The 25,091-nt window shown below is 64.3% G+C and carries 19 protein-coding genes and 1 pseudogene; 15 read left to right on the top strand and 5 right to left on the bottom strand.

From position 1 onward, the window contains the following. Nucleotides 1-29: 29 nt before the first annotated feature. Both AAHK20_RS17010 and AAHK20_RS17005 read left to right on the top strand, forming a co-directional pair. Nucleotides 30-2,609 carry a circularly permuted type 2 ATP-grasp protein gene (locus tag AAHK20_RS17010; RefSeq protein WP_449182653.1) on the top strand — a complete coding sequence of 860 codons (2,580 nt, stop codon included), beginning with the start codon at nucleotides 30-32 and terminating at the stop codon, nucleotides 2,607-2,609. Continuing rightward, on the top strand, nucleotides 2,606-3,496 hold the full coding sequence (locus AAHK20_RS17005; protein ID WP_449182652.1) for a transglutaminase family protein: 891 nt from the start codon (nucleotides 2,606-2,608) through the stop codon (nucleotides 3,494-3,496). The genes AAHK20_RS17010 and AAHK20_RS17005 overlap by 4 nt, the downstream gene beginning before the upstream one ends. Nucleotides 3,497-3,509: 13 nt before the next feature. On the opposite strand, the gene AAHK20_RS17000 is transcribed toward AAHK20_RS17005, so the two are convergent. Beyond that, the gene (locus AAHK20_RS17000) at nucleotides 3,510-5,069 is read right to left on the bottom strand and encodes an ABC1 kinase family protein (protein WP_449182651.1); all 1,560 of its coding nucleotides are present in this window, start codon (nucleotides 5,067-5,069) and stop codon (nucleotides 3,510-3,512) included. Between the two features lie 220 nt (nucleotides 5,070-5,289). Between AAHK20_RS17000 and AAHK20_RS16995 the strand changes: the two genes are divergently transcribed. Further along, entirely contained in the window at nucleotides 5,290-6,045 is a 756-nt protein-coding gene (locus AAHK20_RS16995; protein ID WP_449182650.1) for a DeoR/GlpR family DNA-binding transcription regulator, read from the top strand. Nucleotides 6,046-6,087: 42 nt separating this feature from the next. Here AAHK20_RS16995 and AAHK20_RS16990 read toward each other — a convergent pair whose 3' ends face one another. From AAHK20_RS16990 to AAHK20_RS16975, 4 genes are all read right to left on the bottom strand, one after another. After that, nucleotides 6,088-7,680 carry a DHA2 family efflux MFS transporter permease subunit gene (locus tag AAHK20_RS16990; protein WP_449182649.1) on the bottom strand — a complete coding sequence of 531 codons (1,593 nt, stop codon included), beginning with the start codon at nucleotides 7,678-7,680 and terminating at the stop codon, nucleotides 6,088-6,090. A 268-nt stretch (nucleotides 7,681-7,948) separates the two neighbouring features. Next, nucleotides 7,949-8,242, bottom strand: a complete 294-nt coding sequence (locus AAHK20_RS16985) for a hypothetical protein (RefSeq protein WP_449182648.1) — start codon at nucleotides 8,240-8,242, stop codon at nucleotides 7,949-7,951. A gap of 78 nt (nucleotides 8,243-8,320) precedes the next feature. Next, nucleotides 8,321-9,580, bottom strand: coding sequence for a dicarboxylate/amino acid:cation symporter (locus tag AAHK20_RS16980; RefSeq protein ID WP_449182647.1), 1,260 nt, complete (start codon nucleotides 9,578-9,580; stop codon nucleotides 8,321-8,323). Beyond that, nucleotides 9,564-10,229: a GntR family transcriptional regulator gene (locus AAHK20_RS16975; protein WP_449182646.1), complete on the bottom strand. Its 666-nt coding sequence runs from the start codon at nucleotides 10,227-10,229 to the stop codon at nucleotides 9,564-9,566. Before AAHK20_RS16975 ends, AAHK20_RS16980 begins: the two co-directional genes overlap by 17 nt. Nucleotides 10,230-10,509: 280 nt before the next feature. Between AAHK20_RS16975 and AAHK20_RS16970 the strand changes: the two genes are divergently transcribed. The 12 genes and pseudogenes from AAHK20_RS16970 to AAHK20_RS16915 all read left to right on the top strand — a co-directional run bounded on the left by AAHK20_RS16970 (nucleotide 10,510) and on the right by AAHK20_RS16915 (nucleotide 24,962). Further along, a complete protein-coding gene (locus tag AAHK20_RS16970; protein WP_449182645.1) occupies nucleotides 10,510-10,980 on the top strand; it encodes a GNAT family N-acetyltransferase in 471 nt (156 codons plus the stop codon). 423 nt (nucleotides 10,981-11,403) lie between these two features. Next, nucleotides 11,404-12,111: an alpha/beta hydrolase gene (locus AAHK20_RS16965; RefSeq protein ID WP_449182644.1), complete on the top strand. Its 708-nt coding sequence runs from the start codon at nucleotides 11,404-11,406 to the stop codon at nucleotides 12,109-12,111. A gap of 195 nt (nucleotides 12,112-12,306) precedes the next feature. Further along, nucleotides 12,307-13,347, top strand: coding sequence for a rod shape-determining protein (locus tag AAHK20_RS16960; protein WP_449182643.1), 1,041 nt, complete (start codon nucleotides 12,307-12,309; stop codon nucleotides 13,345-13,347). 77 nt (nucleotides 13,348-13,424) lie between these two features. Next, nucleotides 13,425-14,291, top strand: coding sequence for an MOSC domain-containing protein (locus AAHK20_RS16955; protein WP_449182642.1), 867 nt, complete (start codon nucleotides 13,425-13,427; stop codon nucleotides 14,289-14,291). A gap of 157 nt (nucleotides 14,292-14,448) precedes the next feature. Then, complete coding sequence (locus AAHK20_RS16950; RefSeq protein ID WP_449182733.1) at nucleotides 14,449-15,231, top strand: alpha/beta fold hydrolase; 783 nt, start codon at nucleotides 14,449-14,451, stop codon at nucleotides 15,229-15,231. A 130-nt stretch (nucleotides 15,232-15,361) separates the two neighbouring features. Next, nucleotides 15,362-17,641 (top strand): amylo-alpha-1,6-glucosidase, encoded by a 2,280-nt coding sequence (locus AAHK20_RS16945; protein WP_449182641.1) that lies wholly within the window; start codon nucleotides 15,362-15,364, stop codon nucleotides 17,639-17,641. Nucleotides 17,642-17,757: 116 nt separating this feature from the next. Continuing rightward, nucleotides 17,758-17,940, top strand: a pseudogene (locus AAHK20_RS16940) (hypothetical protein); the annotation flags it as partial. A 158-nt stretch (nucleotides 17,941-18,098) separates the two neighbouring features. After that, nucleotides 18,099-18,461, top strand: a complete 363-nt coding sequence (locus AAHK20_RS16935; RefSeq protein WP_449182640.1) for a hypothetical protein — start codon at nucleotides 18,099-18,101, stop codon at nucleotides 18,459-18,461. Nucleotides 18,462-18,561: 100 nt separating this feature from the next. Further along, nucleotides 18,562-19,854: a TolC family protein gene (locus tag AAHK20_RS16930; protein ID WP_449182639.1), complete on the top strand. Its 1,293-nt coding sequence runs from the start codon at nucleotides 18,562-18,564 to the stop codon at nucleotides 19,852-19,854. A gap of 16 nt (nucleotides 19,855-19,870) precedes the next feature. Continuing rightward, nucleotides 19,871-21,409: an efflux RND transporter periplasmic adaptor subunit gene (locus tag AAHK20_RS16925; protein ID WP_449182638.1), complete on the top strand. Its 1,539-nt coding sequence runs from the start codon at nucleotides 19,871-19,873 to the stop codon at nucleotides 21,407-21,409. Further along, a complete protein-coding gene (locus tag AAHK20_RS16920) occupies nucleotides 21,406-24,615 on the top strand; it encodes an efflux RND transporter permease subunit (RefSeq protein ID WP_449182637.1) in 3,210 nt (1,069 codons plus the stop codon). Before AAHK20_RS16925 ends, AAHK20_RS16920 begins: the two co-directional genes overlap by 4 nt. Continuing rightward, nucleotides 24,612-24,962, top strand: coding sequence for a copper-binding protein (locus AAHK20_RS16915; protein WP_449182636.1), 351 nt, complete (start codon nucleotides 24,612-24,614; stop codon nucleotides 24,960-24,962). Before AAHK20_RS16920 ends, AAHK20_RS16915 begins: the two co-directional genes overlap by 4 nt. Nucleotides 24,963-25,091: the final 129 nt, after the last annotated feature.

The raw sequence follows: 25,091 nt of genomic DNA, 5'->3' as shown, positions 1-25,091 counted from the left end.
GCTTTTGAACGACTAGAACCGATACGACCTTGTCTTTTCAACCGACCTTGCCCTTCGACGCCACGACGCTCCATGCGGACGCCGTGGCGCGCCTTCGTGCTTTGCCGGTGCGCGAGGGTCATTGGGACGAACTGCGCGACGCGTCGGGCCTATTGCGCGAGCCGTGGCGGCATTTCTTCGAGCTGCTCGGCGAAGAAGGCGTGGCCGGGCTCGATCAGGCGTGCGCGTCGGTCGCGCAGCAAGTGCGCGACAACGACATCAGCTACAACGTTTATGCCGACAAGGGCGAGCCGCGTCCGTGGTCGCTCGATCTGCTGCCGTACCTGATCGATGACGCCGAGTGGGCGGTGATCGAGCGCGGTGTCGCGCAGCGCGCGCATCTGCTCAATGCGATCGTCGCCGACATCTACGGCCCGCAGACGCTGCTCTCGCATGGACTCTTGCCGCCCGCGCTGGTGTTCGGGCACGCGGGTTATCTGCGTGCGGTGAAGGGCTTCACGCCGCCGGGCGGCCGCTATTTGCAGATCGTCGCAGTCGACCTCGTGCGCGCGCCCGACGGCCAGTGGACGGTGATGTCCCATCGCACGGAGGCGCCGTCGGGCCTCGGCTACGCGCTCGAAAACCGGCTGATCGTGTCGAGCCTGTTTGCCGAGCCGTTTCGTGCGATGCGCGTGAGCCGGCTCGCGGCGACCTACTCGGAACTGATGGCGACCCTCGCGGACGCAGCCCGTACGACGATGCGCGGCGGCGATCCGGGCGATTCGCCCCACATCGTGCTGCTCACGCCGGGCCCGTTCAGCGAGACCTACTTCGAGCACGCGTTTCTCGCGCGTTATCTCGGCATCACGCTCGTCGAAGGCAAGGACCTGACGGTGCGCGACGACATGCTGTATCTCAAGACCTTCACCGGGCTCGAACGCGTGCACGCCGTGCTGCGGCGTCTCGACGATACGTTCTGCGATCCGGTTGAATTGCGTGCCGATTCGACGATCGGCGTGCCCGGTCTGCTGCAGGTGATGCGCGCCGGCAACGTGATGGTGTCGAACGTACCCGGCGCCGGCTTTGCCGAATCCGCGGCGCTGCACGGCTTCATGCCGGGCATCGCGCAAGTTTTCTTGAACGAGCCGCTCGCGCTGCCGAGCGTCGCGACCTGGTGGTGCGGCGAGGACGCCGCGCGCGAGGCCGCGTTCGACCAGCTCGACGAAGCGTTCCTGCTGCCGACCTGGCCGGCACCGCAACCGGGCGGCGCGCCCGGCATGGCGCAGGGGCCGCAGCGGCTCGAGGCCTGGCGCGAGCGCATCGAGCGCGCACCGGACGCCTACACGATCCAGGCGCCGTTGCCGTATTCATACACGCCGCGCTACGAGGAAAGCACGCTCGCGGGACGGCCCGCCGTGCTGCGCGTCTTTGCGATCGCCGATTCCATCGGCGGCTGGCACGTGATGCCCGGCGGCTTCACGCGCCTGGCCGCTGCGCGGCAGGCGAGCGCGTCGATGCAGTTCGGCGGCAGCAGCGTCGATACCTGGGTGCTGTCGAGCCAGCCCAGTTCGACATTCACGCTGTTGCCATCGCCGATCGCCCCTGGCGATCTCGCCCGCAAGCATCATCGGATCGTGTCGAGCCGCGCGGCAGAGAACCTCTTCTGGTCGGGCCGCTACGGCGAGCGCGCGGAAAACAGCGTGCGCCTGTGCCGCTTGATCCTCGGCTCGCTCGAAAGCACCGACGACGAATCGACGCTTGCCACGCTCACCGATCTCGCGACGCGCTTCGGCCTGCTGCCGAACGACGACGCGCCCGAAAAGCTCACGCCGAGCGCGTTCGAGCGCGCGCTCATCGCGGGCCTCAGCGAACACACGAGCGCGTCCGGCATCGGCTACAACCTCGCAAGCCAGGCGCGCGCGTGCGGCGAAGTGCGCGCAAGGCTGTCGACCGACCACTGGCGCACGACTCTCGCGTCGCGCAACGACTTTCGCGATGCGCTCGCGCGCTTCACGCATACGGGCAACGGTGCGCGCTACGATCGCGTTGCATTGACAGATGCGCTCGAACATCTCGCGACGCAGCTCTCGGCGATCAGCGGCGCGCAGGGCGACCGCATGACCCGCGACGAAGCGTGGCGCCTGCTCTTCGCCGGGCGGCACATCGAGCGCGTGTGGGCGATGTCAACGCTCCTGCGCGTCGTCGCCACGCACGGACGGCTCGCGCGCCCGGAAAGTTTCGATCTGCTGCTGCAGATGTTCGACAGCACGCTCACGTATCGATCGCTCTATCCCGGACGCTATGAGGTGCCCGCGCTGCTCGATCTATTGGTTGTGGACACAACCAATCCGCGCGGGCTCTATGGCGTCTACGCGCGGCTGTGCAAGAAGCTCGACGAGATCGCGGAAGCGGCGGGCAGTACATGGCGACTGCCGTTCGCCGAACTGATGCCGAGCGTCGACACCCTGCCGACGCTCGAACGCCTGTGCAAGTCCGATGACAACGGCGCCTACCCCGAGCTTTGCGACGTGTGCGATCAGCTTGGCATGTATGTCTCGGCGGCGTCCAACGAGATCAGCGCGCGCTACTTCAGCCACGCGAACACGTTTGTTGCGCAGGTGTCACCATGACGGCCGCCCGTACTGTGCTGTCGGTCTCGCACCGCACGACTTACCGCTACTCCACCTTCGTCGAGACGGCGCAGCATCTCGCGACGATCCGTCCGTTGTCGTGCGCGTGGCAGCACGTGATGTCGCACGAAGAGAAGATCGAACCGAAGCCGTCGTACCAGACGAGCCGCGTTGATGCATTCGGCAATGACGTCTTGTACTTTTCGCTCGATGCGCCGCACGACAGCCTGCATATGACGAGCGAAACGATGGTGCATCTGGTGCCGCGCTGGGCATCGCTCGACGCTCAGAAGACCCCGGCATGGGAGCAGGTCGCCGAAAGGCTGCGCTATCGCGCGGGCGCCGCGTTTCATCCGGAATCGGAGTTTTGCTTCGCGTCGCCGAACATTCTGCCGCGCGCCGAATGGCGGGCTTACGCGCTGCCGAGCTTTGCGCCGGGCACACCGGTGGTGGCCGGCGCCATCGACCTGATGCACCGCATCCACGCGGATTTTGAATACCAGCCCTCGGCGACCGCATTCGATACGCCGGCCTCGCGCGCGTTCGAGTTGCGTCGCGGCGTGTGCCAGGATTTTGCGCAGGTGATGATCGGATGCCTGCGTTCGCTTGGGCTTCCGGCGCGCTACGTGAGCGGCTATCTGCGCAACGATCCCGCGCCAGGGCAGCCGAAGCTGATCGGCGCGGATGCTTCGCATGCGTGGGTATCGGTGTTTTGCCCGGAGAGCGGCTGGGTCGATCTCGATCCGACCAACGACGTGCTCGCCGATCTCGATCACGTGACGCTTGCGACGGGGCGTGACTACAGCGACGTGTCGCTATTGCGCGGGATGATTCTGGGGGGCGGGCAGCATCAGGTGGAAGTGGCGGTGAGCGTGCTGGCGCTTTGAGCGTAAACCGGCGCTAGTGGGTAAGCCAAACCGCCCCGACCCCAAGCAATCCCCCGCACACCACACATGCCCACACGAGCACGCGAGTGCGCCGATACTCGCGCTGCAGTTCATGCGCCCACGCAACCGTATCGAATGACGACCGATGCCGATCGTGATGCTGCTGCAGCCGCCGCATCACGAGCTGCGGCAGCCGCGGCACGATATGCGCGAGGTGCGGCAGCTCTTGCGAGAGCCGCTTGATCCATCCGCGGTGATCGAGGTCCTTGCGTGCGATCTCGCCGAGCACCTCTTTAGCGATGTGCCACGTATCGATGCTCGGATGCAGCGTGCGCGCGAGCGCTTCGGCTTGCGCAAGCGAATATTGCGCGGCGACGAGCCGTGGCGACACTTCACCTTCGAATGCATGCGCCGCGCCCAACAAGTGCTGCAAGAGACCGCTTGCCGTGCGTTCGTGCGTATCCGCCGCGAAATGCGCCTCGCTGCGCCGGCGCAATTCCGCTTCGAGCTGTTCGGTGCGTGTCGTGTGTGGCACGTGGCCGGCTTCGCGATGCATATCGGCGATGCGTCCGTAGTCCTGCTCGAATAGCGCTGTCGCGCCATGCACGAAAAACTCGCGCTCGGGCGCCGACAGGCTCGACATGATCGAAAAATCCGACAGCACGAGGCGGCCGAGCGTGGCGGGCTCGATGCTCACGCGCACGCGCCGCGCGTCGAGCGCCGCGTGAAAGAAGCCGTGCTCGAACGCCTGCTGTGCGATGACCTCGACAATGTGCGCCGCGAGCCGCGCGACGTTCACATGGTGCGCATGCAGGCCGTCGATATCGGTGGCGGCTAGCGTATCGATGCGCTGCGTGACGAGCGTGCTCGGCGTGACGAGGTCCCAGATGATGTCCGGCACGACGAGCCGCGCATCGCCCTCGAAATGACGGCCCGATTGCGAGAGATTGGCGGCTTCGGCGCGCGTGTCGAAGCGGCGCAGGATGTCGGCCGCGAACGATTCGGCGAGCGCGTGCACGTTCAGTTTGCGCGCGGCCGGAGAAAACTTCTCGATCAAACGCGCGGCCCAGCGCAGCAGCGCGGCTTCGTCGGCGATTGTCTGAACTTGTTGCGTCCGCAACAGTTTGATCGCCACTTCCGTATGGCCGTTATCGGGCACCGCGAGCCGCGCGACGTGGATCTGTTCGGCAAAGCCGCTTTGCACGGGGACCAGGTTGATGTCGGCGAACAGGTCCGCAAGCGGCCGGCCGAAGGCGGCCTTCAATGCATGCTCGGATTGCTCGGGAGACAACGGCGCTTCGAGGCGGCTGACGGCGTCGATCGCGTCGTGCAGCGTGTGCGTGGCGAGTTCGGGATGCTCGCCGAGGCTTTCGGCGAACGCGCTTGCAAGCGGGCCCAATTGCGGCAGCGCGCGATGCAGGCTCGCGCGCGCGCCGCTGGCCTCGTGCATGTCTTTGATGAGGGTCGCGAACCAATGAAGCTTGTGGTCCTGCGGCGCCGCAAGCCAAATGAGGCGCGTGCCGTAACGCAGGATGCAAAAAAGCAGCGACAGCCGACGAAACAAAGTCCTCATGAACGGGGCGGGGTGAGGCAAGCGGGGCGGGCAGGTCGCTTAGGTTAGCAGGGATGCACGGCGATGGGGAGCGTCGCTTCGTTTTCGTGCCGGATGTAAGTTGCACCCACTTTGGCTGTAAGGATTGTCCTACAGGCTAAAACGTGCGTACGTAATACAATACGCGCGCTTACATTCGACTTTACGCGCCGTTTCAGGCGCTTTTAGGCCGCCATTCGCGATGCTTGCAGAACAACGACACCAATACATCCTGTCGCAATTGACGAAGACCGGCGCGCTGTCGGTGGCGGAACTTGTCCAGGCGCTCAACGTTTCGCGCGAAACGATCCGCAGAGATCTCAACGCGCTCGCCGAGCGCGGCCTCATCATGACGACCCATGGCGGCGCGCTCGCCGCGGACCGCCGCGAGCCGAGCCTCGAAGCACGCGAAGCGGCCAACGCCGCGGCCAAGCGCGCGATCGGCGTGCGCGCGGCCGAGCTGGTGCCGGACGGCGCGTCGCTGATCATCGATTCCGGCACGACGACGCACGCCGTGGCGCGCGCGCTCGCGGACCGCCATCAGCTCACCGTCTATACGAACGACTGGCGCATCGCGCAGGTGCTCGCGCGCCGCAACGGCAACCGCGTGAGCTTGCTCGGCGGCGAACTGTCGGAGGACGAAGACGCGACCTTCGGCCTCGACACCGTGCAGCAGCTTGCGCAGTATCACGTCGACTTCGCGTTCGTCGGCGCGGGCGGTATCTCGGCCGAGGCTTATCTAACGGATTACACGCGCATGGCCGCGGAAGTGCGCAGCCGCATGATCGCGTCGGCGAGCGTCGCGGTGGTCGTCGCCGATCATTCGAAGTTCGGCCGCGTGACGCCCGTGCGGATCAACGGTTTCGAAAACGCCCGCTATGTCGTGACGGAACTCGCGCCCGAGCGCGGGCTTCGCAAGGCGCTCGCCGCGCGCGGCCCGGAGCTGCTGGTCGCGTGAAGCGGCGTTAAACGCCGCATCGCGCGTGCGGCCATCGCATCATCAATGCGCGCCGCTCGCATCCCCGCCGCCGCCTTTGCCGGGCCGCGTAATCCAGATCAGCGGGATGATCACGAGGAAGATGATCGCGGAGATGTAGAAGATATCGTTGAGGCCCATCATCGCGGCTTGCGTGTTCACATTGAAATCGAACAATGCGCGGGCGGTCTGGTCGTTCACGTTCAAGAGCGATTGCGTCGAACTCATTTGCTGAGAGAACTGCGGATTGGTGGCCGTCGCCACCTCGGTCAGCCGCGCGTGATGCAGGATCGTGCGGTTGTTCCACTCGTTGCTGGCGATCGACGTCCCCACCGCCCCGCAGAACACCCGCACGAAGTTCGATAGGCCCGCCGCCGCGGGCACCTTGTGCGGAGGCTGTCCGGCGAGGATGATCGCCGTCAGCGGCACGAAGAAGAGCGCCATCGGAATGCCTTGCAACAGCGTGGGCAGCACCAGGTGCCAGGTGTCGATCTCGATCACGTAATTCGAGCGCATCCAGAACACGATGGCAAAGCCGATGAACGCGAGCGTCGCGATGATGCGGGCGTCCGAGCGCGGCAGCACGCGTCCCATCACCGGCGCGAGGATCACGGCGAACACGCCGAGCGGCGCGGTGACGAGCCCGGCGTCGACCGAGCGGTAGTTCAGATACTCCTGCATCCACTGCGGCAGCAGCACCAGATTGCCGAAGAACACGCCATAGGCCACCGAGATCGCAATCGTGCCGCCCATGAAATTGCGCTGCGAGAAGAGCCGCAGATCGACGATCGGATGCTCCTCGGTCAGCTCCCACACGAGAAAGAACGCAAAGCAGATGAGCGCCGTGATGCCGAGCCCGACGATGAATGGCGACGAGAACCAGTCGAGGTCCTTGCCCTTGTCGAGCATGATCTGCAGCGACGCGACCCACGCGATCAGAAGCCCGAGCCCGACGACGTCGATCGGCGGCTGCTTGGTCGGGGTTTCGCGCTTGCGGTAGATGGCCCAGGTCGTGAAGGCCGCGAACAGGCCGACCGGAATGTTGATATAGAAGATCCACGACCAGCTGTAGCTATCCGTGATCCAACCGCCGAGCGCGGGGCCCGCGATCGGGCCGACGGTGGCGGTCATCGCCCAAAGCGAGAGCGCGACCGACGATTTTTCCTTCGGATAAGAGCCGAGCAGGATCGCTTGCGAGAGCGGGATCAGCGGCCCGGCGACTACGCCTTGCAACACGCGCGACGCGAGCAGGAACGGCAGGTTCGGCGCGACGCCGCACATCCACGACGACAGCACGAACATCAGGATGGCGCCGACGAAGAGCTTCACCTGGCCGATGCGCTGCGTGAGCCAGCCGGTCAGCGGAATCGCGACGGCGTTGGCCGCGGCGAACACGGTGATGACCCAGGTGCCTTCGTCGACCGATACCCCCAAATCGCCCGAGATGGTCGGAATCGCGACGTTGGCGATTGACGTATCGAGCACGTTCATGAACGTCGCGAGCGCCACGGCGAAGGTGGCGAGCGCAAGCTGGGCGCCCTGCAGCGGCGGTGGCGGCGCCGGCGGCGCGGCAGGGGCATTGGGTGTGGCGGGTGTAGCGGAAGGAGAGTTATCCAATCGATGCTCCGCTTCGCAATGACGAGCCGGCGATGAGCTCCAAATGTGGCATTTGGTATGCAAGATACGGCATGCCAAATGCAGCGAAGCCACCGAGAATACGCGCTTTCCGCAACGCTTGCTGATGGCCGAAGGCGTGGCGGATGGGGACGGAAGCAGGAGCCGGCTGTGGCCGGTTCTACGCAGGACGGGTTCTGCCGGCGTTGCTAAGGGCGCTCGACTGGCAGCGCGCAAACGATTGCCCGTTAATGTCGGTGCGAAACGGCCCCTAAGAGCCTTCCGGCACACTCGCGCATGAGAAGCTGAAGGTCGAGAGGGCCGCGTCGCTCGTGGAGCCGATCGAGCGCAGATGCTTGCTGCGGATGCTCAGGTAGTCGCCCAGCGCATGCAGCGCCGAGGGCACGCGGCGCAGGTGCTCGTCCTCGAGCATGACCTGCGGGTCGGTCATGAGCGACGCGAGCAGTTCCAGCGTATCGGCAACGGCTTCGACGTCCTTCAAGCCGAGCGCGTACTCGGCGGTATCGACCAGCGTGTAGTCGCTGGGATAGGCGGCATTTCCCATGATCGCTTGCTCCGCTCAATGGATGGGCTGGACAAAAGGGGGCGGGCTTCCGGCACTCGGCGCGTGTGAAACGCGGGGTCACGCGTCGCTTCCGATGGCCCCCAGATTGTCGAGAGGTTCGTCCTGCGCGAGTTCGGGGTAGGGCTCGCCCGACATCCTCATCGCGACCGCCGTGGCGACGGTGCTTGCGTAGACGTTCAGCGCGGTGCGGCCCATGTCGAAGAAGGCGTCGATGCCGAGAATCAGCACGACGGCTTCGGCGGGCAAACCGATGGCCGACAGGATGACGGTGATCGCCACGATCGCGCCGGACGGCACGTTGGCGGCGCCGTCGATCGTGATGATCGTGAGGATGGCGATCGTGAAGAGGAGCGGCCAGCTCCAGGTCAGGTGATACGCGTCCGCGAGGTACCCGACCGCGAGCGCGGTATACAGCACCGCGCCGTCGCGGTTGAAGATGTACGAGAGCGGCAAGATCGTCGAAGCCACCGACTTCGGCACACCCATCTCCGTCAGCCGCTTCAGGTGAACCGGGAACGTGATTTCCGAGGACCGCGTCGTGAACGCGAGAATCAGCGGCTCGCTGACGCGCTTGATCACGGCGGACGGCGAGAGCCCGATCGACTTGACGATCAGCGTGAGCAGCAGCGCGAGGATCGCCATGCCGAGATACGCGACGCCGAGCAGCTTGAGCAACGGCAGGATCGCGGTCAGCCCCTTGGCGCCGAGCATCGATGCGAGCCCCGCGAAGATCGCGAGCGGCGAGAGCGCGATGATCCACTCGGTCATCTTGAAGAAGGCGCCGAGCAGCGACTCCACCACCGCGATGAACGGCGCCGCGCGCTCTTCGATCGTCGACAGCGCCGAGCCGAGCAGCACGCCGAACACGAGCACGGGCAGCGCATTGCCGGATGCCAGCGCGCCGACGATGTTGGTCGGCACCATGTCGACGAGGAAGTTGGTCCAGTCGAGGCTGCCCGCGAGGTTCTTCGGCATCGCGGCGGTTTGCGTCATGGCTGCGTTCAGACCCGGCCTAAAGAACAGGTTCAAGCCGAGGCCGAGCGCGCTGGCAATGAGCGTCATCAGCACGAAGAAGCCGATGCTGAGCAGCACGGTCTTGCCGAGACGGCCGCGCTGCACGCCGAGCCGGAACACGCCGACCGTCACCGACAGCAGGATCAGCGGCATGACGACCATCTTGATCGCGTGTCCGAACATCGTCGCGAGAAACGCGAGCTTGGTGCCGGCCGACGGCGCGAAGATGCCGAACAGAATGCCCAGCACCAGCCCGGCGAGCATTTGCACCGGCATGGAGATTCGCTTACGCGGTTGATTCATGTTCGCCTCGGATGATTTTGATTCGTGCGTCGGTGCCGTCGATGATGTGATTCCACATGTGGCGTCGCGCCGCTTCGGGGTCCTGGGCGCGGATCGCCGCGTAAATCTCGAGGTGCTCCAAGGTGCCCCGGCGCACCGTCGCCACATCGCTGCGCTGCAGCTCGTTGAGCGCGAGGCCGGTCTGTACGCGCAGCATTCTGTATGTGGTATACAACCGCTCGTTTTTTGAGGCTGCGAACATCTCTTGATGGAACACCCAGCCGACTCGCTGTTCGATCATCACGTCGGCCGCGTCGTCCTCGATCAGTTGCTGCAGTTGCTCGGCGGCCTGGGTCAGTCCCGGGGTCGCCCCGTTGACCGCGGCGAGGTAAGCGGCCGTGCTTTCCAGCGCTAGCCGGACTTCGAAGATTTCACGCAGGTCGTCGAACGTCGGGGCGGCGACATAGGTCCCTTTCCTCGGGACGACTTCGACCAATCCTTCGACCACCAGCCGCTGGATCGCGGAACGCACGGGCGTGTGGCCGAGCATCAGCTCGTCGGCCATGTTCCGCGGCGAAACCGGTCGGCCCGGCGCCAAACGGCCATCGAGGATGCGAGAGCGGATCTGGACATAGGCCGCCTGCGTATCGGACTGGTCATTCACGAGCATTTGAGATCTCAAGATTCTTAAATAACCAACTTGAAATTAAGACGAGTCCGAGAATACTCAGTCGTGTTGAGTTGCACACCTGTCAGGTTTATGAGGTATCAGGCCGAATAACGGCCACGCGATGCTCCGAGTGTTGCGTAGCGCACAAAGACTGGGTAGCGTGCACGCCTAGCGGTTCTAACGGTTCGACGTCGGCACGCGATGAGACCACAAGCAGTCGAATACAGAATCCGTCGATCCATTGCTACGGGAATAGCTCCGACTCATGTCCGACCATCACATGCTTTTCTCTGTCCGCTCCGTTTCCGCGGAGCAGGTGTTTCCGCTGCGAAGCGAAGTCTTGCTGGACGGCGACGCCGAATCGAGCCGCTTCCGCCACGACGAAAATGACTCGACCTTGCATCTGGCTGTCTATCGCGGTGAGAGGATCGTTGCGGTCGCAACCATCTGCCAGGAATCGTTGCCGGGCTCCGAGCGGCTCGATGAGTGGCGCTTGCGCGGGGTCGCCGTTGAAGCGCGATTGCGCGGCTACGGTTTGGGCCGGCTTTTGATCAAGCTGTGTCTCGACCACGTGCAGACAAAGGGCGGGCGGCTCGCTTGGTGCACGGCGAGAGAGTCCGCGCGCGGTTTCTACGAGACGCTGGGATTCGCCTGTTCCGCGCCGCCATTTCAGCTACCGTCGCGCGGGGACGTGCTGTTTCACGAGATGCACTACATCCTGCCCGTCGAGGCCGCATCGAAAACCGGCTGAGGCCCGCCTCATACCCTAGGGTCTGTTCACATTAGAAACAGGCTTGCGCTGGCCACCGGAAGAGCCGAGCGCGAGGAATGCGACGAAGCGAATACTCGACGTATTCGTGAGGAGCATGACGCGGCGATCGGCCCTTCCGGTGGCCAGCCCCGCTATGAAATTATTAACTTGGGGAACGTGCGTTTCCGGGCGCATTGCGGCGTCGTGCGTCGCTTGTTTGGCGCGGCCAAACGGCGCTCCTTACTCCTTGCACTGCGCCCGGAAACGCACGTTCGCAAGCCTGTTTCTAATGTGAACAGACCCTAGTCACGTACCGGTCACACACACGAATCGCCAACCCGGCGTATGCTCCCGGCTGTGCGCAACATCCCGCCGTCCGCGGGGTGACTTGTCTACCCCGAAAGGGCTGCCCGGGAGATTCCCATGGACTGGAACCGATTCGAACACGGCTGGCGCCGCGCTCCGCTCGAGGGCCCGGCGCAGTCGCTCGTTGTGCTGCTGCACGGTGTTGGCGGCAGCGCGCTCGATCTTCTGTCGCTCGCCGACTCCTGGCGCGAGGCCTTGCCCGACACGGCCTTCGCATCGCTCGACGGCAGCGAGGCGTTTGACGGCGGCGCGGGCGGCCGTCAATGGTTCAGCCGGCGCGAGATCGACGAGTTGCGCCGTCCGTTGCGCGTCGCCAATGCGTACCCGGCGCTGCATCGCATGCTGAGCGGCGAACTCGCGCGCTACGAGCTGGATTTCGATTGCCTTGCAATCGTCGGCTTTTCGCAAGGTTCGATCATGGCGCTGCATCACGCCGCGTCGAATTCCGCAGGCGCGGCGGCCGTGGTTGCCTATTCGGGCCGGCTCGCGTCGCCGATCGGGCAGCGGTGCCGCACGTCCATCACGCTCGTGCACGGTACCGACGACGACGTCGTCCCCGTGCTCGAACTCGAACGCGCCGCGCACGCGTTCAGCGACGCCGGCTGTGCGGTCGAGGCCTACGCGCTGCCGTCCGTCGGCCACACGATCTCCAGCGATGGCGCGCTGCTCGGACGCGATGCGCTGGTGCGCACGCTCGTCGAGCGCCCGCGCGTACTCGCTCACTTGCGCAGCAGAACCACCATCGGCGCCCATAAGACGCTTTGATGTGCGCGAGAAAATCGTTAGTCCTCGCAAATTGTTCTGAACATTGGGGTTTCCCTGACCTAAAGTAATGGCCAGGGATGCCGTAATTCGCTTATTAGCAGGGCAGATGTAGACCCTTCAGCCTGCGGCGGCGGGTAGCCTGCACGACTCAACAACAATCAGGCCGCTGGCGAGCGAGTTACTTCAGAGGCTACGATGTCGCACACACCATTCTTTGGACGATTGTTCCAACAAAGCGTCGCGGTCGACCTCGGCACCGCAAACACGCTGATTTACATGCGCGACAAGGGCATCGTGTTGAACGAGCCTTCCGTGGTGTGCTTCCAGAAGCACGGCATGCCGGGGCCCGGCTATGCGCGCGTCGCGGCCGTGGGCACTCAGGCCAAGCAATTGCTCGGGCGCTCGCCCGGCAACCTCGAAGCTGTGCGGCCGCTGCAGCACGGCGTGATCGCCAATTTCCCCGCAGCCGAGCAGATGTTCCGCGAATTCGTCGACATGGCGCGGCTGCGCTCGCTCTTCGGGCGGCGCGCCGAGTTCACGGTTTGCGTGCCGTCGAACGCGACTGACGTCGAGCGCCGCGCGATCCGCGAGGCGGCGATGGCGGCGGGCGCGTCGAAGGTCAACCTCATCAGCGAATCGCTCGCGGCCGCGGTCGGCGCAGGGCTGCCGGTCGGACAGGCGCGCGGTTCGATGGTCGTCGACATCGGCGGCGGCACGACCGAAGTCGGCGTGATCGCGCTCGGGGGCGTGGTCTACAAAGGCTCGGTTCGCGTCGGCGGCGACCAGTTCGACTCGGCCATCATCAGCCACGTGCGCAACCTGTATGGCGTCGTGCTCGGCGATCAGACTGCGGAGTACGTCAAGAAAACCATCGGCACGGCCAGCTACGATGTCCCACAGGAAACGATGCGCGCGACCGGGCGCAGTCTCGAAGACGGCCTGCCGCGCACGATCGAATTGTCCAATCACGACGTCGCCGATGCGCTCGCCGTGCCGCTCAAGCAAGTGATCGGCGCGGTGAAGGCGGCGCTCGAAAATGCGCCGCCCGAGCTCATCACCGATATCGCCGACACCGGCATCGTCCTGGCGGGCGGCGGGGCGCTGCTTGCGAATCTCGACCGGCGGCTCGTCGAGGAGACGGGGCTGGAGGTGCGCGTCGCGGACGAGCCGCTGACCTGCGCCGTGCGTGGGGCCGGCGCCGCGGCGGAGTGGGTCGACATGGGCGCGTTCGAGTAAGCGTCTGCGTTTTCTGGCGAAGCGGTGCTACCATCGCGGCTCTCGGCCGTTCCTTTGCGCATCCCCCGCGTCGCCCCATGCCTGCCATCAGCCAACTCATCGTCTATCCGATCAAGTCTTGCGCCGGAATCGCGTTCGATACCGTCCGTCTGCTGCCGTATGGCCTCGAATACGACCGCAACTGGATGCTCGTCGACGCGGCAGGCCAATTCATCACGCAGCGTACGTTTCCGCGGCTCGCGCTCGTCGCGGTCGAGATCGGCGCCTCCGAACTCGTCATCCGCGCGCCCGGCATGGACGCATTGCGTACGCCGCTCGCGGCTGACGATTTGCGTGGCGCTACGGTCGTCAAAGCAACGGTCTGGCGCGATAGGGTTGCCGCGCTCGATACGGGGTCCAATACGGCCCGCTGGTTTTCGGCGTTGCTCGGCACGCCGGTGCGGCTTGTGCGTTTCGATCCCCAAGCTCTGCGCCTTGCTAGCCGCACGTGGACCGGCGACATCGAGGTTCCGACCCGCTTCGCCGACGGCTACCCGCTGCTCGTGATCGGTCAGGCCTCGCTCGACGACTTGAACGAGCGGCTCACGCGCAAAGGCGCGAGCGCGATTCCGATGAACCGCTTTCGTCCGAACATCGTCGTGACGGGGCTGGAGGCGTACGAAGAGGACTACGTCGAGACGTTGCGCAGCATTGGCGGCGACGCCATCGAACTGCGCGTGGTGAAGCCATGCGCGCGCTGCCCGATGCCGACCATCGATCAAGCGACCGGCGCGCCCGATCCGCAATGGCCGAACGAGCCCACGGACACGATGAGCGCCTATCGCGCGAACAGCGTGCTCGACGGCGCGCTGACGTTCGGCCAGAACGCGATCGTCGTGACTGGCGCGGGGGCGCAGCTCGCGGTCGGGCAAAGTTTCGACGCCGAGCTGGGCTTCGGCGACTAGCGCGCTCCGTTCACCGCTTTAATCGAACCTCCACTTCCCCACGAAAATGGATTTACCCGACGAGCCCGATTCGAGTGCGGCGCCGCCGCAGGCGTCCCGCTTCACGGATGCCGTCGAGCCGTCGTTGCGCGAAATCGAATTGGCAAGCGGCTTGCGGATGCCGTATGTCGAACGCGGCGAGGGTCCGTTGCTGCTGTTCGTGCATGGCTCGCTGTGCGACTACCGCTACTGGCAGCCGCAGCTCGACGGACTGTCGCCGCGCTACCGCTGCGTGAGCGTGAGCCTCACGCACTATTGGCCGCACGCGCGCTTAGGCGAGGATGTGCCGTTCAGCTGGAGCCGCCACGCCGACGAACTGGCCGACTTTCTCGCACGATTGAATGAAGGACCGGCCCACGTGGTCGGACACTCGCGCGGCGGTTGCGTCGCGTATCACTTCGCGCGCCGTCACCCGCAGCACGTTCGCACGTTGACGCTCGCCGATCCGGGCGGTCCGCTGCAGATTCCCGGTCGGCCGCTCGCGCAAATGCCCGAAACCGTGAACGCGCTGCGCGCCCGCGCGGCGCAACTGATCGAGAGCGGCGAGATCGACGCGGGGCTGCAACTGTTCGTCGATTCCGTGAGCCGCCCCGGCTTCTGGGAAAAGAGCACGATAGCTTTCCGCACGATGGCGACCGACAACGCGGGCACGCTGCCGCGTCAGTTCCTGGACCCGCTGCCTGCCTACACCGCCGACGATGCCGCCGACGTGCGCTCTCCGGTGCTGCTGATCGACGGCGAAAAGAGCCCGCTGATGTTCAAGCGCACGGTCGCCGCGCTGCAGGAGTGGCTCGCGGATGCACGCCGGCAAACCGTGCGCGGCGCGTCGCACGGAATGAATCTCGCGCATCCGTCGGCATTCAATCGCTTTGTCGACGAATTCATTCGTAACTCGACGTGAAAGAAGCGGCGGATGCGAGTAACGTGTCCGCCGTGACGCGAGCGCAACGCATCGCCTCGTTGAACTTCCGGTTCGCGCATACCTCTCTACAATCGGAACGACCTCATTGTTTCTGCACGGAGGCAAGACGATGCTGGACCCAGAGTCACTCGGCGGTATTAGCCCAGGCGAACCCCCCGAGCACGAGCATGAACCGGACGGCGCATTCATCCCGACCGAAAACCCCAACATTGCAAGCGCAAGTCAGTACGTACTGAAATCGGGCGACACCTTCGTCGTCAACGATCCGCTCGGCGACATCATCGGCCACGACGATGGCCTGTTCGTCAACGACACGCGCGTGCTCTCCCAATTGCGCCTGACGTTCGGCGGCCGCGCGCCGTCGCTTCTGTCGGGCAACGTCAGCAGCGACAACACCGCATTCACCGCGCACCTGACCAATCGCCCGCTGCCGCCGCTCGGCGGCGCGGTGACGCCCGAAGGCGTGATCCACGTCGAGCGCTTGCGCGTGTTGAGCGGCACCATTCTTTACGAAGCGATTACGCTCACCAACTATGGCATGACCGATGCGGTCGTGCCGCTCTCCGTTTCGTTCGCGAGCGACTTCAAGGACATGTTCGAAGTCCGCGGCCTGAAGCGCGAGAAAAAGGGCGCTGTCGAGGCGCCGCGTGTCGAGAACGGCGAAGTGCTGCTCGGTTACGTGGGGCTCGATCGCGTCGAGCGCGACGTGCGCATCGCGTTCTCGCCCGAGCCCGACCAGCTCCTCTCAGGCCGCGCCGACTATTCGGTGCAATTGCCGGCGCAGGCATGCGTGTCGGTGTATTTGTCGGTGGCGGTGCAGGCGCGCGCGCAGCAAGGCGCCGCATCGAGCGCGGACGTGGCCAAGCCGCCGCATAGCGCAAGCCCCGCGCACCTGACGCAGATCGATGCCGCCCGGCCGCGTGTCGGCCGCGCCGCGGTGCGGGCCGCGCTCGTCGATGCGCACTTGGCGATGCGCGAGCGCCGCCGCGTAACGGCGCGCGTGAGGTCGAGCAATCCGCTGTTCAACGCCTGGCTCGACCGTTCGTTCGCGGACCTCGGTTTGCTGACGACCGATCTCGCGACCGGGCCATACCCGTACGCCGGCATTCCATGGTTCTCGACGCCGTTCGGACGCGACGCCATCATCACTTCGCTGCAGACGCTGTGGCTGCAGCCGCTGCTCGCGCGCGGCGTGCTGCGCTTTCTCGCCGAGCATCAGGCGCATGAGGACTCGGCGTTCCGCGATGCGTCCGTCGGCAAGATCATGCACGAGATGCGCAAGAGCGAAATGGCCGCCACGGGCGAGGTGCCGTTCGCGCTCTATTACGGCGGCGTCGATTCGACGCCGCTGTTCGTCGTGCTGGCGGGCGCCTACGCCGAACGCACCGGCGACATGGCGCTGATCGACGAACTGTGGCCCGCGCTCGAGCGCGCGGCGCAGTGGGTCGCGGGCGTGTGCGACAAGAACCCCCTCGGGCTGCTCGATTATCAGCGCGCCTCCGATGGCGGCCTCGCGAACCAGGGCTGGAAGGACAGCCACGATTCCGTCTTCCACGCGGACGGCCGCTTCCCCGAAGGGCCGATCGCGCTCGTCGAAGTGCAGGCTTACGCATGCGCCGCGTTCGACACGATGTCGCATTTCGCGTCGTTGCGCGGCCATCCCGCCGACGCGGTGCGCTACAAGGCGCGCGCGACGGCGTTGCGCGAGCGCGTCGAAGAAAAGTACTGGATGCCCGAGGAAGGGTTCTATGGCATCGCACTCGACGGCAAGGGGGATCTGTGCCGCGTGATGGCGTCGAACGCGGGGCATCTGCTCGCCTTCGGACTGCCGGCGCGCGAGCGCGGCGAATCGGTCGCGCGACATCTGGAGTCGACGATCTTCCATACCGGCTGGGGCGTGCGCACACTCGCGGCCAACCAATCGCGCTTCAACCCGATGGCGTATCACAACGGCTCGGTCTGGCCGCACGACAACGCGCTTTGCGCGCGCGGCCTCGCGCGCTATGGCGACAAAGGCGCGGCGGTGCGGCTGCTGCAAGCGCTCTTTCAAGCAGCGGTCAATTTCGACATGCGCTTGCCCGAACTGTTCTGCGGGTTCCCGCGCCGTCGCGGCGAGCCGCCGACGGCCTATCCGGTCGCGTGTCTGCCGCAAGCGTGGGCCGCGGGTTCGCCGTTCATGATGCTCGAAGCGTGTCTCGGCATGACGATCGACGCCGAGCGCCACGAAGTGCGGATCGAACAGCCGGCGCTGCCCGAGGGCATCGATTGGCTCGAGATCGGCGATTTGCGCGTCGGCGACAAGACGGTGTCGATCATGTTCAGCCGGGTCGGCGGCAAGGTCGTGGCGTCGGCGGAGCAGGGCGACGTGCGGGTGGTGGCGTTGCTGTAGGAGAGAGGCTGACGGTCGCTCCCCGACCGTCAGCCTGCGGCTACCGCGTCAGCCATTCATCAGGACTGCTCTTCGCACCGTCGACCTCGTGACCCGCTCAGCCTATCTTCTCCATGAACATGAAGCAGAATCTTGCATGGGCATTTGTCTATAACGCGCTGGGGGTGCCGCTGGCGGCCGGCGCGCTGTATCCGCTTACCGGCTGGTTGTTGTCGCCGATGATCGCGGCACTGGCGATGAGTCTGAGTTCGACCTCGGTGATTGCCAACGCACTGCGGTTAAGAAACGCGCGGATTTGAATAAAAAGCGCATGTACGGTGTTTACAGTGCCAATGTCCGATTGGCTGGTGGGATCGTGCAGTCTGTTCGGTCGCGCGGTCTACCGCAGGCTCGCGCGAAAGAAATCGCGAACGCTCTCTCGAAATTTGGGTAAACTGGCGGCGCCATATTTGCGGTCATGAAACTTCTCCGAACCTTCCTCCTCTTGCTGCTTTGTGCGGTGCTGCCCATCAGTGGGCTGGCAGCTAGCGGCTTGGTCGGTGAATGCCCGATGCAACAGTCGATGGGCACGGGCAACGGCGGTGAAATGTCCGCCACCATGCCCGACTGCGACTTGATGAAATCGTCGACTGCCGGCAAGGCCAAGGGCGTTTTCTGCAAGATGAGCGCCCAATGCCAAATCGGCTGCCAATATCTTCCGGTTGCCACCCTTGAGGTAACCCGTCCCGCTGGTCTCTCCACCTCTGTCGTCTTCAACTACGCGCAATCGCTCTCCGACCGCGAGCCGGCCGGGCTGTGGCGACCTCCGCGCGCCATCTAATCCCTTGCTGACAGGTTCACCGCGTTTGCGGTGAGGTCGTCCTGCGTCCAGGACGTGGATTCCCATTTTTCCGTTGGGATTCCGCCGTTGGGGTTAGAACATGCCTTTCACTTTCGGCACGCCACCACGCTGGCGTGCACCACTGCGCGCGCGTTCACTGCTCGCCGCGCTGGCCTTTCTAAGCGTTGCCGCGCACGCTCAGGAAGCCCCCGTCACACTTGATGCGGCGATACAGGCCGCTACCGATAACTCTGCCGCCATCGGCGCGGCGCAGGCGTCCGTGCGCGCCAGTTCGGAGGCTTCTGTCAAAGCAGGCCAACTGCCGGAGCCTGCGCTGTCGGCCGGCATCGACGATTTGCCGATCAACGGGCCACAAAGACTCACGATCGGCCAGAACATCTTGACGATGCGCCGCATTGGCATCGAGCAGGAATGGGTGTCCCGCGACAAGCGGCGACTGCGCTCCGCATTAGCAGACGAAACGGTGAGCCGCGAACGCGCTGGATACCTCGAACAGCTTGCGAACGTTCGCCAGCAAACGGCCGTCGCCTGGCTGAATGCGATTTACGCGAAAGAAGCCGTCTCGCTGCAGGAAGAACTGCTGGATCACATGAACCACGAACTCGCGGCGACGCAGGCCTCGTATAAAGGCGCCAAGGCGACGGCCGCCGACGTGGTGCAAGCGCAGTCGATGCTGGCCCAGACGCAAGACCAGCTGCTCAAAGCCCGACAGACCTTCCAAACCGCGCTGATCAGCCTGTCTCGCTGGACGACGGCGCCTGTTGCCGATGTGGCGGGCGAGCCTCCTGCACCCGAGTCCTATGTTTCCTCACTGCCGCCGGACACCCTGCGGCAAGTCCAGCCGACCCTCGTGGCAGCCGCCAAGGAGATCTCCGTGGCCGATGCCGATACGGCGGTTGCCGACAGCAACCGCACCCCGAACTGGACCTGGAACGTCTCTTACTTGCGGGGCGGCGACGCTTCGAATTTCGTCTCGGTCGGGGTACGCATTCCGCTTCCGCTCAACCGCAAAAACATCGAGGACCGTGACGTCGCCGAAAAAGGGGAGCTGGCCACCAAGGCCCGCTTGATGTACCAAGACGCGCTTCTGCAGGTGCAAGCGGATATCCGCGCGGAGTCGGCCACGCTCGCAAGCGGTCGCGAACGGATCTCGAATCTGACCCAGTCGTTGCTGCCGGCGGCGGACCAGCGCGTACATCTTGCGGCCGCCGCGTACAAGGCTGGCACCGGCTCGCTTGCCGACACGTTCGCGGCGCGTCGCGCGCAAATCGATGCAGAGCTGCAAGTGCTCGACCTCAAGCGCGAGGTATCGCAAACGTGGGCTCAACTTGAATACCAGGTCGTGCCGGCAACGATGACCGACACTCAGTGAAGGAAACACCAACACCATGACAAACAAACCACTGGTGCGCGCGGCTTCGACCGTATTTGCCGCAGCCGCGTTACTCGGCGCCGGCTATTTTGTCGGCACGCTTCACAGCCCCGGCAAATCGAATGTGAGTCCGACTGCGGCGCCAACGCTTTCGTCCGGCGACAAGATCGACCCGAAGACAGGTCGGAAGGTGCTGTTCTGGCACGATCCGATGGTGCCGAACCAGCACTTCGACAAGCCGGGCAAGTCGCCTTTCATGGACATGCAGCTTCAGCCGGTCTACGCGGATGAAGGCGGCGGCTCCGCCGGCGTCAAGATTGACCCGGGCCTCCAACAGAACCTCGGCATTCGCTACGCGACCGTGCGCCGGCAGGACTCGACGGAAGGATTCGACGCCGTCGGCACCACGCAATTCGACGAATCGCAGGCGTATGTCGTGCAATCGCGCGTCGCGGGGTACATCGACCGCCTGTACGCGAGCGCGCCGATGCAACACGTCGGCAAGGGCGCGCCGATTGCGTCCCTTTTCGTGCCCGATTGGCTCGCGCCTCAGGAAGAATATCTCGCGCTCAAGCGTGGCGGAATGGACGCCGATCTCCTCGCGGCGTCCCGCGCCCGCATGCGGGCACTGTCGATTCCTGACAGCGTCATCGCCAGTCTGGACCGGACTGGACAGGCGCAAACGCATGTGGTTCTGTCGTCGCCGGAGGCAGGGGTCGTGAGCGAGCTGAACGTCAGGGACGGCGCGCAGGTGTTGCCCGGACAGACGCTTGCCAAAGTCGCAGGTCTCTCGAAGCTATGGCTCATCGTCGAAATTCCCGAGGCACTGGCGCTAAGCGTCAAGCCCGGCATGAGTGTGGACGCAACGTTCTCGGGTGATTCAACCCGGCACTTCAAGGGGCAGATTCGCGAAATCCTGCCCGGTATCAGCACGACGAGCCGCACGCTGCAGGCACGTCTGGAAATCGACAACACGGCACAGCAACTGACGCCGGGCATGCTGATGCGCGTGCGCGTCGAAGGACAAAAGGCGGTCTCGCGTCTCTTGGTCCCCTCCGAAGCGGTCATCACGACCGGCAAGCGCTCCCTGGTCATCGTCAAGAACGCAAACGGCGGCCTGCAGCCCGTCGAGGTCACCGTCGGGAATGACGCCGGCAACGACACCGAGGTGCTGAGCGGCTTGAGCGACGGCGACACGGTGGTGGCATCCGGCCAGTTCCTGATCGACTCGGAAGCCAGCCTGAAAGCCGTCCTGCCGAGACTGGAAAGCGGCGGCGAAGCGGGAACGAGCACCCCCGCACCTGCCTCCTCATCTGCGGCAAGCCAAACGTATGAGACCACCGGCAAAGTCGAAAAGGTGACGGCTGGAGACATCACGTTTTCGCATCAACCGGTTCCCGCGCTCGGCTGGCCCGCGATGACGATGTCCTTCAATAAACCGGAACCCAACGCCTTCCCGGACGTGAAGCCCGGGCAGACCGCGCATTTCGTCTTCAAGCAATCCGATAGTGGCTATCAGCTGACCAAGGTCGAGCCGATGGGAGACGCAAAATGATCGCCCGCCTGATTCGCTGGTCCATCCACAACCGGTTTCTGGTGCTGCTCGCGACCGTGCTCGTCGCGGCGTGGGGCGTCTACTCGCTTCAGCAGACGCCGCTTGACGCGCTACCCGACCTGTCGGACACGCAGGTCATCATTAAGGCATCCTATCCAGGCAAGGCCGCGCAGGTCATCGAGGACCAGGTCACTTATCCGCTCACCACGACATTGCTTGGCGTGCCCGGCGCAAAAACCGTTCGTGGGTATTCGTCGTTTGGCGAAGCGTTCGTCTATGTCATCTTCGACGACAAGACCGACCAATACTGGGCTCGCTCCCGGGTGCTCGAATATCTGAACCAGGTGCAAAGCCGACTGCCACCCGGCGCGACCGTTTCGCTCGGACCGGACGCCACTGGCGTGGGCTGGGTGTACGAGTACGCGCTCGTCGACAAGACCGGCAAGCACGACCTCGGGCAATTGCGTGCGCTCAACGACTGGTTCCTGAAATTCGAGCTGAAGGCCGTGCCGGATGTATCGGAGGTTGCAAGCATCGGCGGCATGGTGCGGCAGTATCAAGTGGTGCTCGACCCGGACAAACTGCGCGCATACGGCATCACGGAGTCCATGGTGGCCGACGCGCTGAGTAAGTCCAATCAGGAGTCGGGCGGTTCGGTCGTCGAACTCGCCGAGTCCGAGTATGTGGTGCGCACATCGGGCTATCTCCACTCTCTCGATGACTTCCGTAATATCGTGCTGCGAACCAACGATGCCGGTACGCCGGTGCTGCTTGGCGATGTGGCGCGCATTCAGGTTGGTCCCGCGCCGCGTCGTGGCATTGCCGAGCTCAACGGCGAGGGGGAGGTTGCGGGCGGTGTTGTCGTCATGCGCTCCGGCAAGAATGCGCTGACGACCATCGAGGCGGTAAAGGCAAAGCTTGCCGATCTGAAACGTTCGCTGCCGCCGGGGGTGGAAATTGTCACGACGTACGACCGCTCGCAACTCATCGATAGCGCGGTGGATAACCTGAAGGACAAGCTCATCGAAGAGTTCATCGTCGTCGCGATCGTCTGCGCGGTGTTTCTCTTTCATCTGCGCAGCGCGCTCGTGGCGATCCTGTCGCTGCCTCTCGGTGTGTTGACGGCGTTCATCGTGATGCGCTACCAGGGGGTGAGCGCCAACATCATGTCGCTGGGCGGCATCGCGATTGCCATCGGCGCGATGATCGATGCGGCCATCGTGATGATTGAAAACGCGCACAAGCACCTGGAGGCGTTTGAGCAACAGCATCCCCGTGCGCCGATAACGGCTGCGCAACGCTGGGAGCTCATTGCCTCGTCAGCGGCGGAAGTCGGTCCGGCGCTCTTCTTCTCGCTGCTCATCATCACGCTGTCCTTTATCCCGGTCTTTTCGCTGGAAGGGCAGGAAGGCAAGCTCTTCTCGCCGCTCGCCTTCACGAAGACGTACACGATTGCCGCCGCGGCAGGGCTGTCGGTGACGCTGGTGCCGGTGCTGATGGGATATATGATTCGCGGGCGTATTCCGCATGAGGCATCGAATCCCATCAATCGTGTGCTCGTGCGCCTCTATCGCCCGCTGCTTGAAGCCACGCTGCGGCGTCCCTGGTTCGCCATCGGCCTCGCGGTCGTCGCGCTCGTTCTCACCGTGATTCCACTGACGCGATTGGGAGGAGAGTTCCTGCCGCCGCTCGATGAGGGCGACCTGCTCTATATGCCGACAGCACTGCCGAGCATTTCGACCGCGAAAGCGGCCGAGCTGCTGCAGCAAACCGATCGTCTCATCAAGACAGTACCCGAGGTCGCGACGGTGTTCGGCAAAGCGGGTCAGGCCGAAACGGCCACCGACCCGGCACCTGGGCTCGAGATGTTCGAAACCACGATTCAATTCAAACCGCGAAGCCAATGGCGCCCCTGCATGACGCCGGAGAAGCTCAAAGACGAGCTGGATCGGATCGTGAGGGTGCCAGGGTTGTCGAACCTTTGGGTTCCGCCCATTCGCAACCGGTTGGACATGCTGTCCACCGGTATCAAGTCGCCGGTTGGCGTGAAGGTTTCTGGTCCTGATCTGAACCAAATCGCCAAGGTCGCCGAGCAAGTCGAGGCGACGGTGAAGACCGTGCCCGGTGTGACGTCCGCATTGGCCGAGCGTGTGAACGGCGGGCGATATATCGATGTCGACATCAACCGGCAGGCGGCAGCGCGTTATGGCCTTTCGGTAGGCGACATTGAGTCGGTCGTGTCCTCGGCAGTGGGTGGTGACGACGTGGGCGAAGTGGTTGCGGGGCGTGAACGCTTCCCTATCAACATCCGCTATCCGCGTGAGATTCGCGACTCGCTCGAAAATCTTAGAAAGTTGCCGGTGCAGACTGATCGAGGCGCGCAAATCCAGCTGGGCGACGTGGCGGATCTCCGGATCGTCGATGGCCCTCCGTCCATTCGCAGCGAAGACGGCCGTCTTACCGGCTTCATCTATGTCGATATCCGGAACGTGGCCCTTCAGTCGGCAGTCGAGGCGATGCAGCGGGCCGTTGCACAGAAAGTGGTGTTGCCGCCCGGTTATTCGATCACGTGGTCAGGGCAGTTCGAGTACCTGGAACGCGCAGAGGCCAAACTGCGCACCGTCATCCCGGTGACGCTCGTGGTCATCTTCGTGTTGCTCTTCCTGACGTTCAATTCCGCAGCGGATGCGCTCTTGCTGATGTCGACCGTACCGTTCGCGCTGGTCGGCGGTTTTTGGCTGATCTGGATATTGGGGCATGCGGTATCGGTGGCGACGTCGGTCGGCTTCATTGCGCTGGCGGGCGTCGCGGCCGAATTCGGCGTGGTCATGCTGCTGTATCTGAAAGGTGCGCTGAACCGGCGGCTCGAACTTGGTGAGCCACTGACCGAAGAGACGCTGCTCGATGCGATACGCGAAGGCGCGGTACTGCGCGTGAGGCCGAAGGCGATGACGGTTGCCGTGGTGCTCGCGGGCCTGTTACCCATCATGTTCGGGCATGGCTCAGGTTCGGAAGTCACCCAGCGTATTGCGGCGCCGATGGTCGGCGGAATGATCACGGCGCCAGTTCTTTCGATGTTTGTGATTCCTGCCGCGTGGTTCTTGTTGCAGCGCCGTCGCGTGAGACGTGCGATGCGTGAGCGGTTTCCCCATGCAGTACTGTCCGGCGCAGAAGTGCCATCTACCCAAACTGGAGAAGTTCAATGAAGAAGTTGATGATTGCGTCTGTCGCTCTGATGGCCGTTGCGGCTGCGCCCGCGTTTGCGGGTGATGACATGGCCGGCATGAACATGTCCATGAAGACGTCGGCTGCAACGACGGCATCGAACGCCGCGCTCACCGATGCGGAAGTCAAGAAAGTGGACCCGGCCACGGGCATGGTCACGTTGAAGCACGGGGCGCTGGAGAACATCGGCATGGCGCCGATGACCATGGCGTACAAAGCGAAGGACGTCGCAATGGTCAAGCAGGTCAAGGAAGGCGACAAGGTCAAGGTTCGCGTCGAAAACCTCAACGGGACGCTGACCATCGTGAAGCTGGAAAAGCAGTCTTGATGCGGTATTGATGCTGTACTTGCAGGCTCACCGTGTACGGTGAGCCTGTAGTCCGGCTCCGCTTGCGGATTCACAACTTCTTCTTCGCGCAACACTCCAAAACATACCAGTCCCGGTGATAACATTTGT

The organism is Trinickia camelliae (assembly GCF_053525655.1).
Note: the sequence above shows the minus strand (reverse complement) of the source record. Positions and strands in the feature narration are given on the sequence as shown.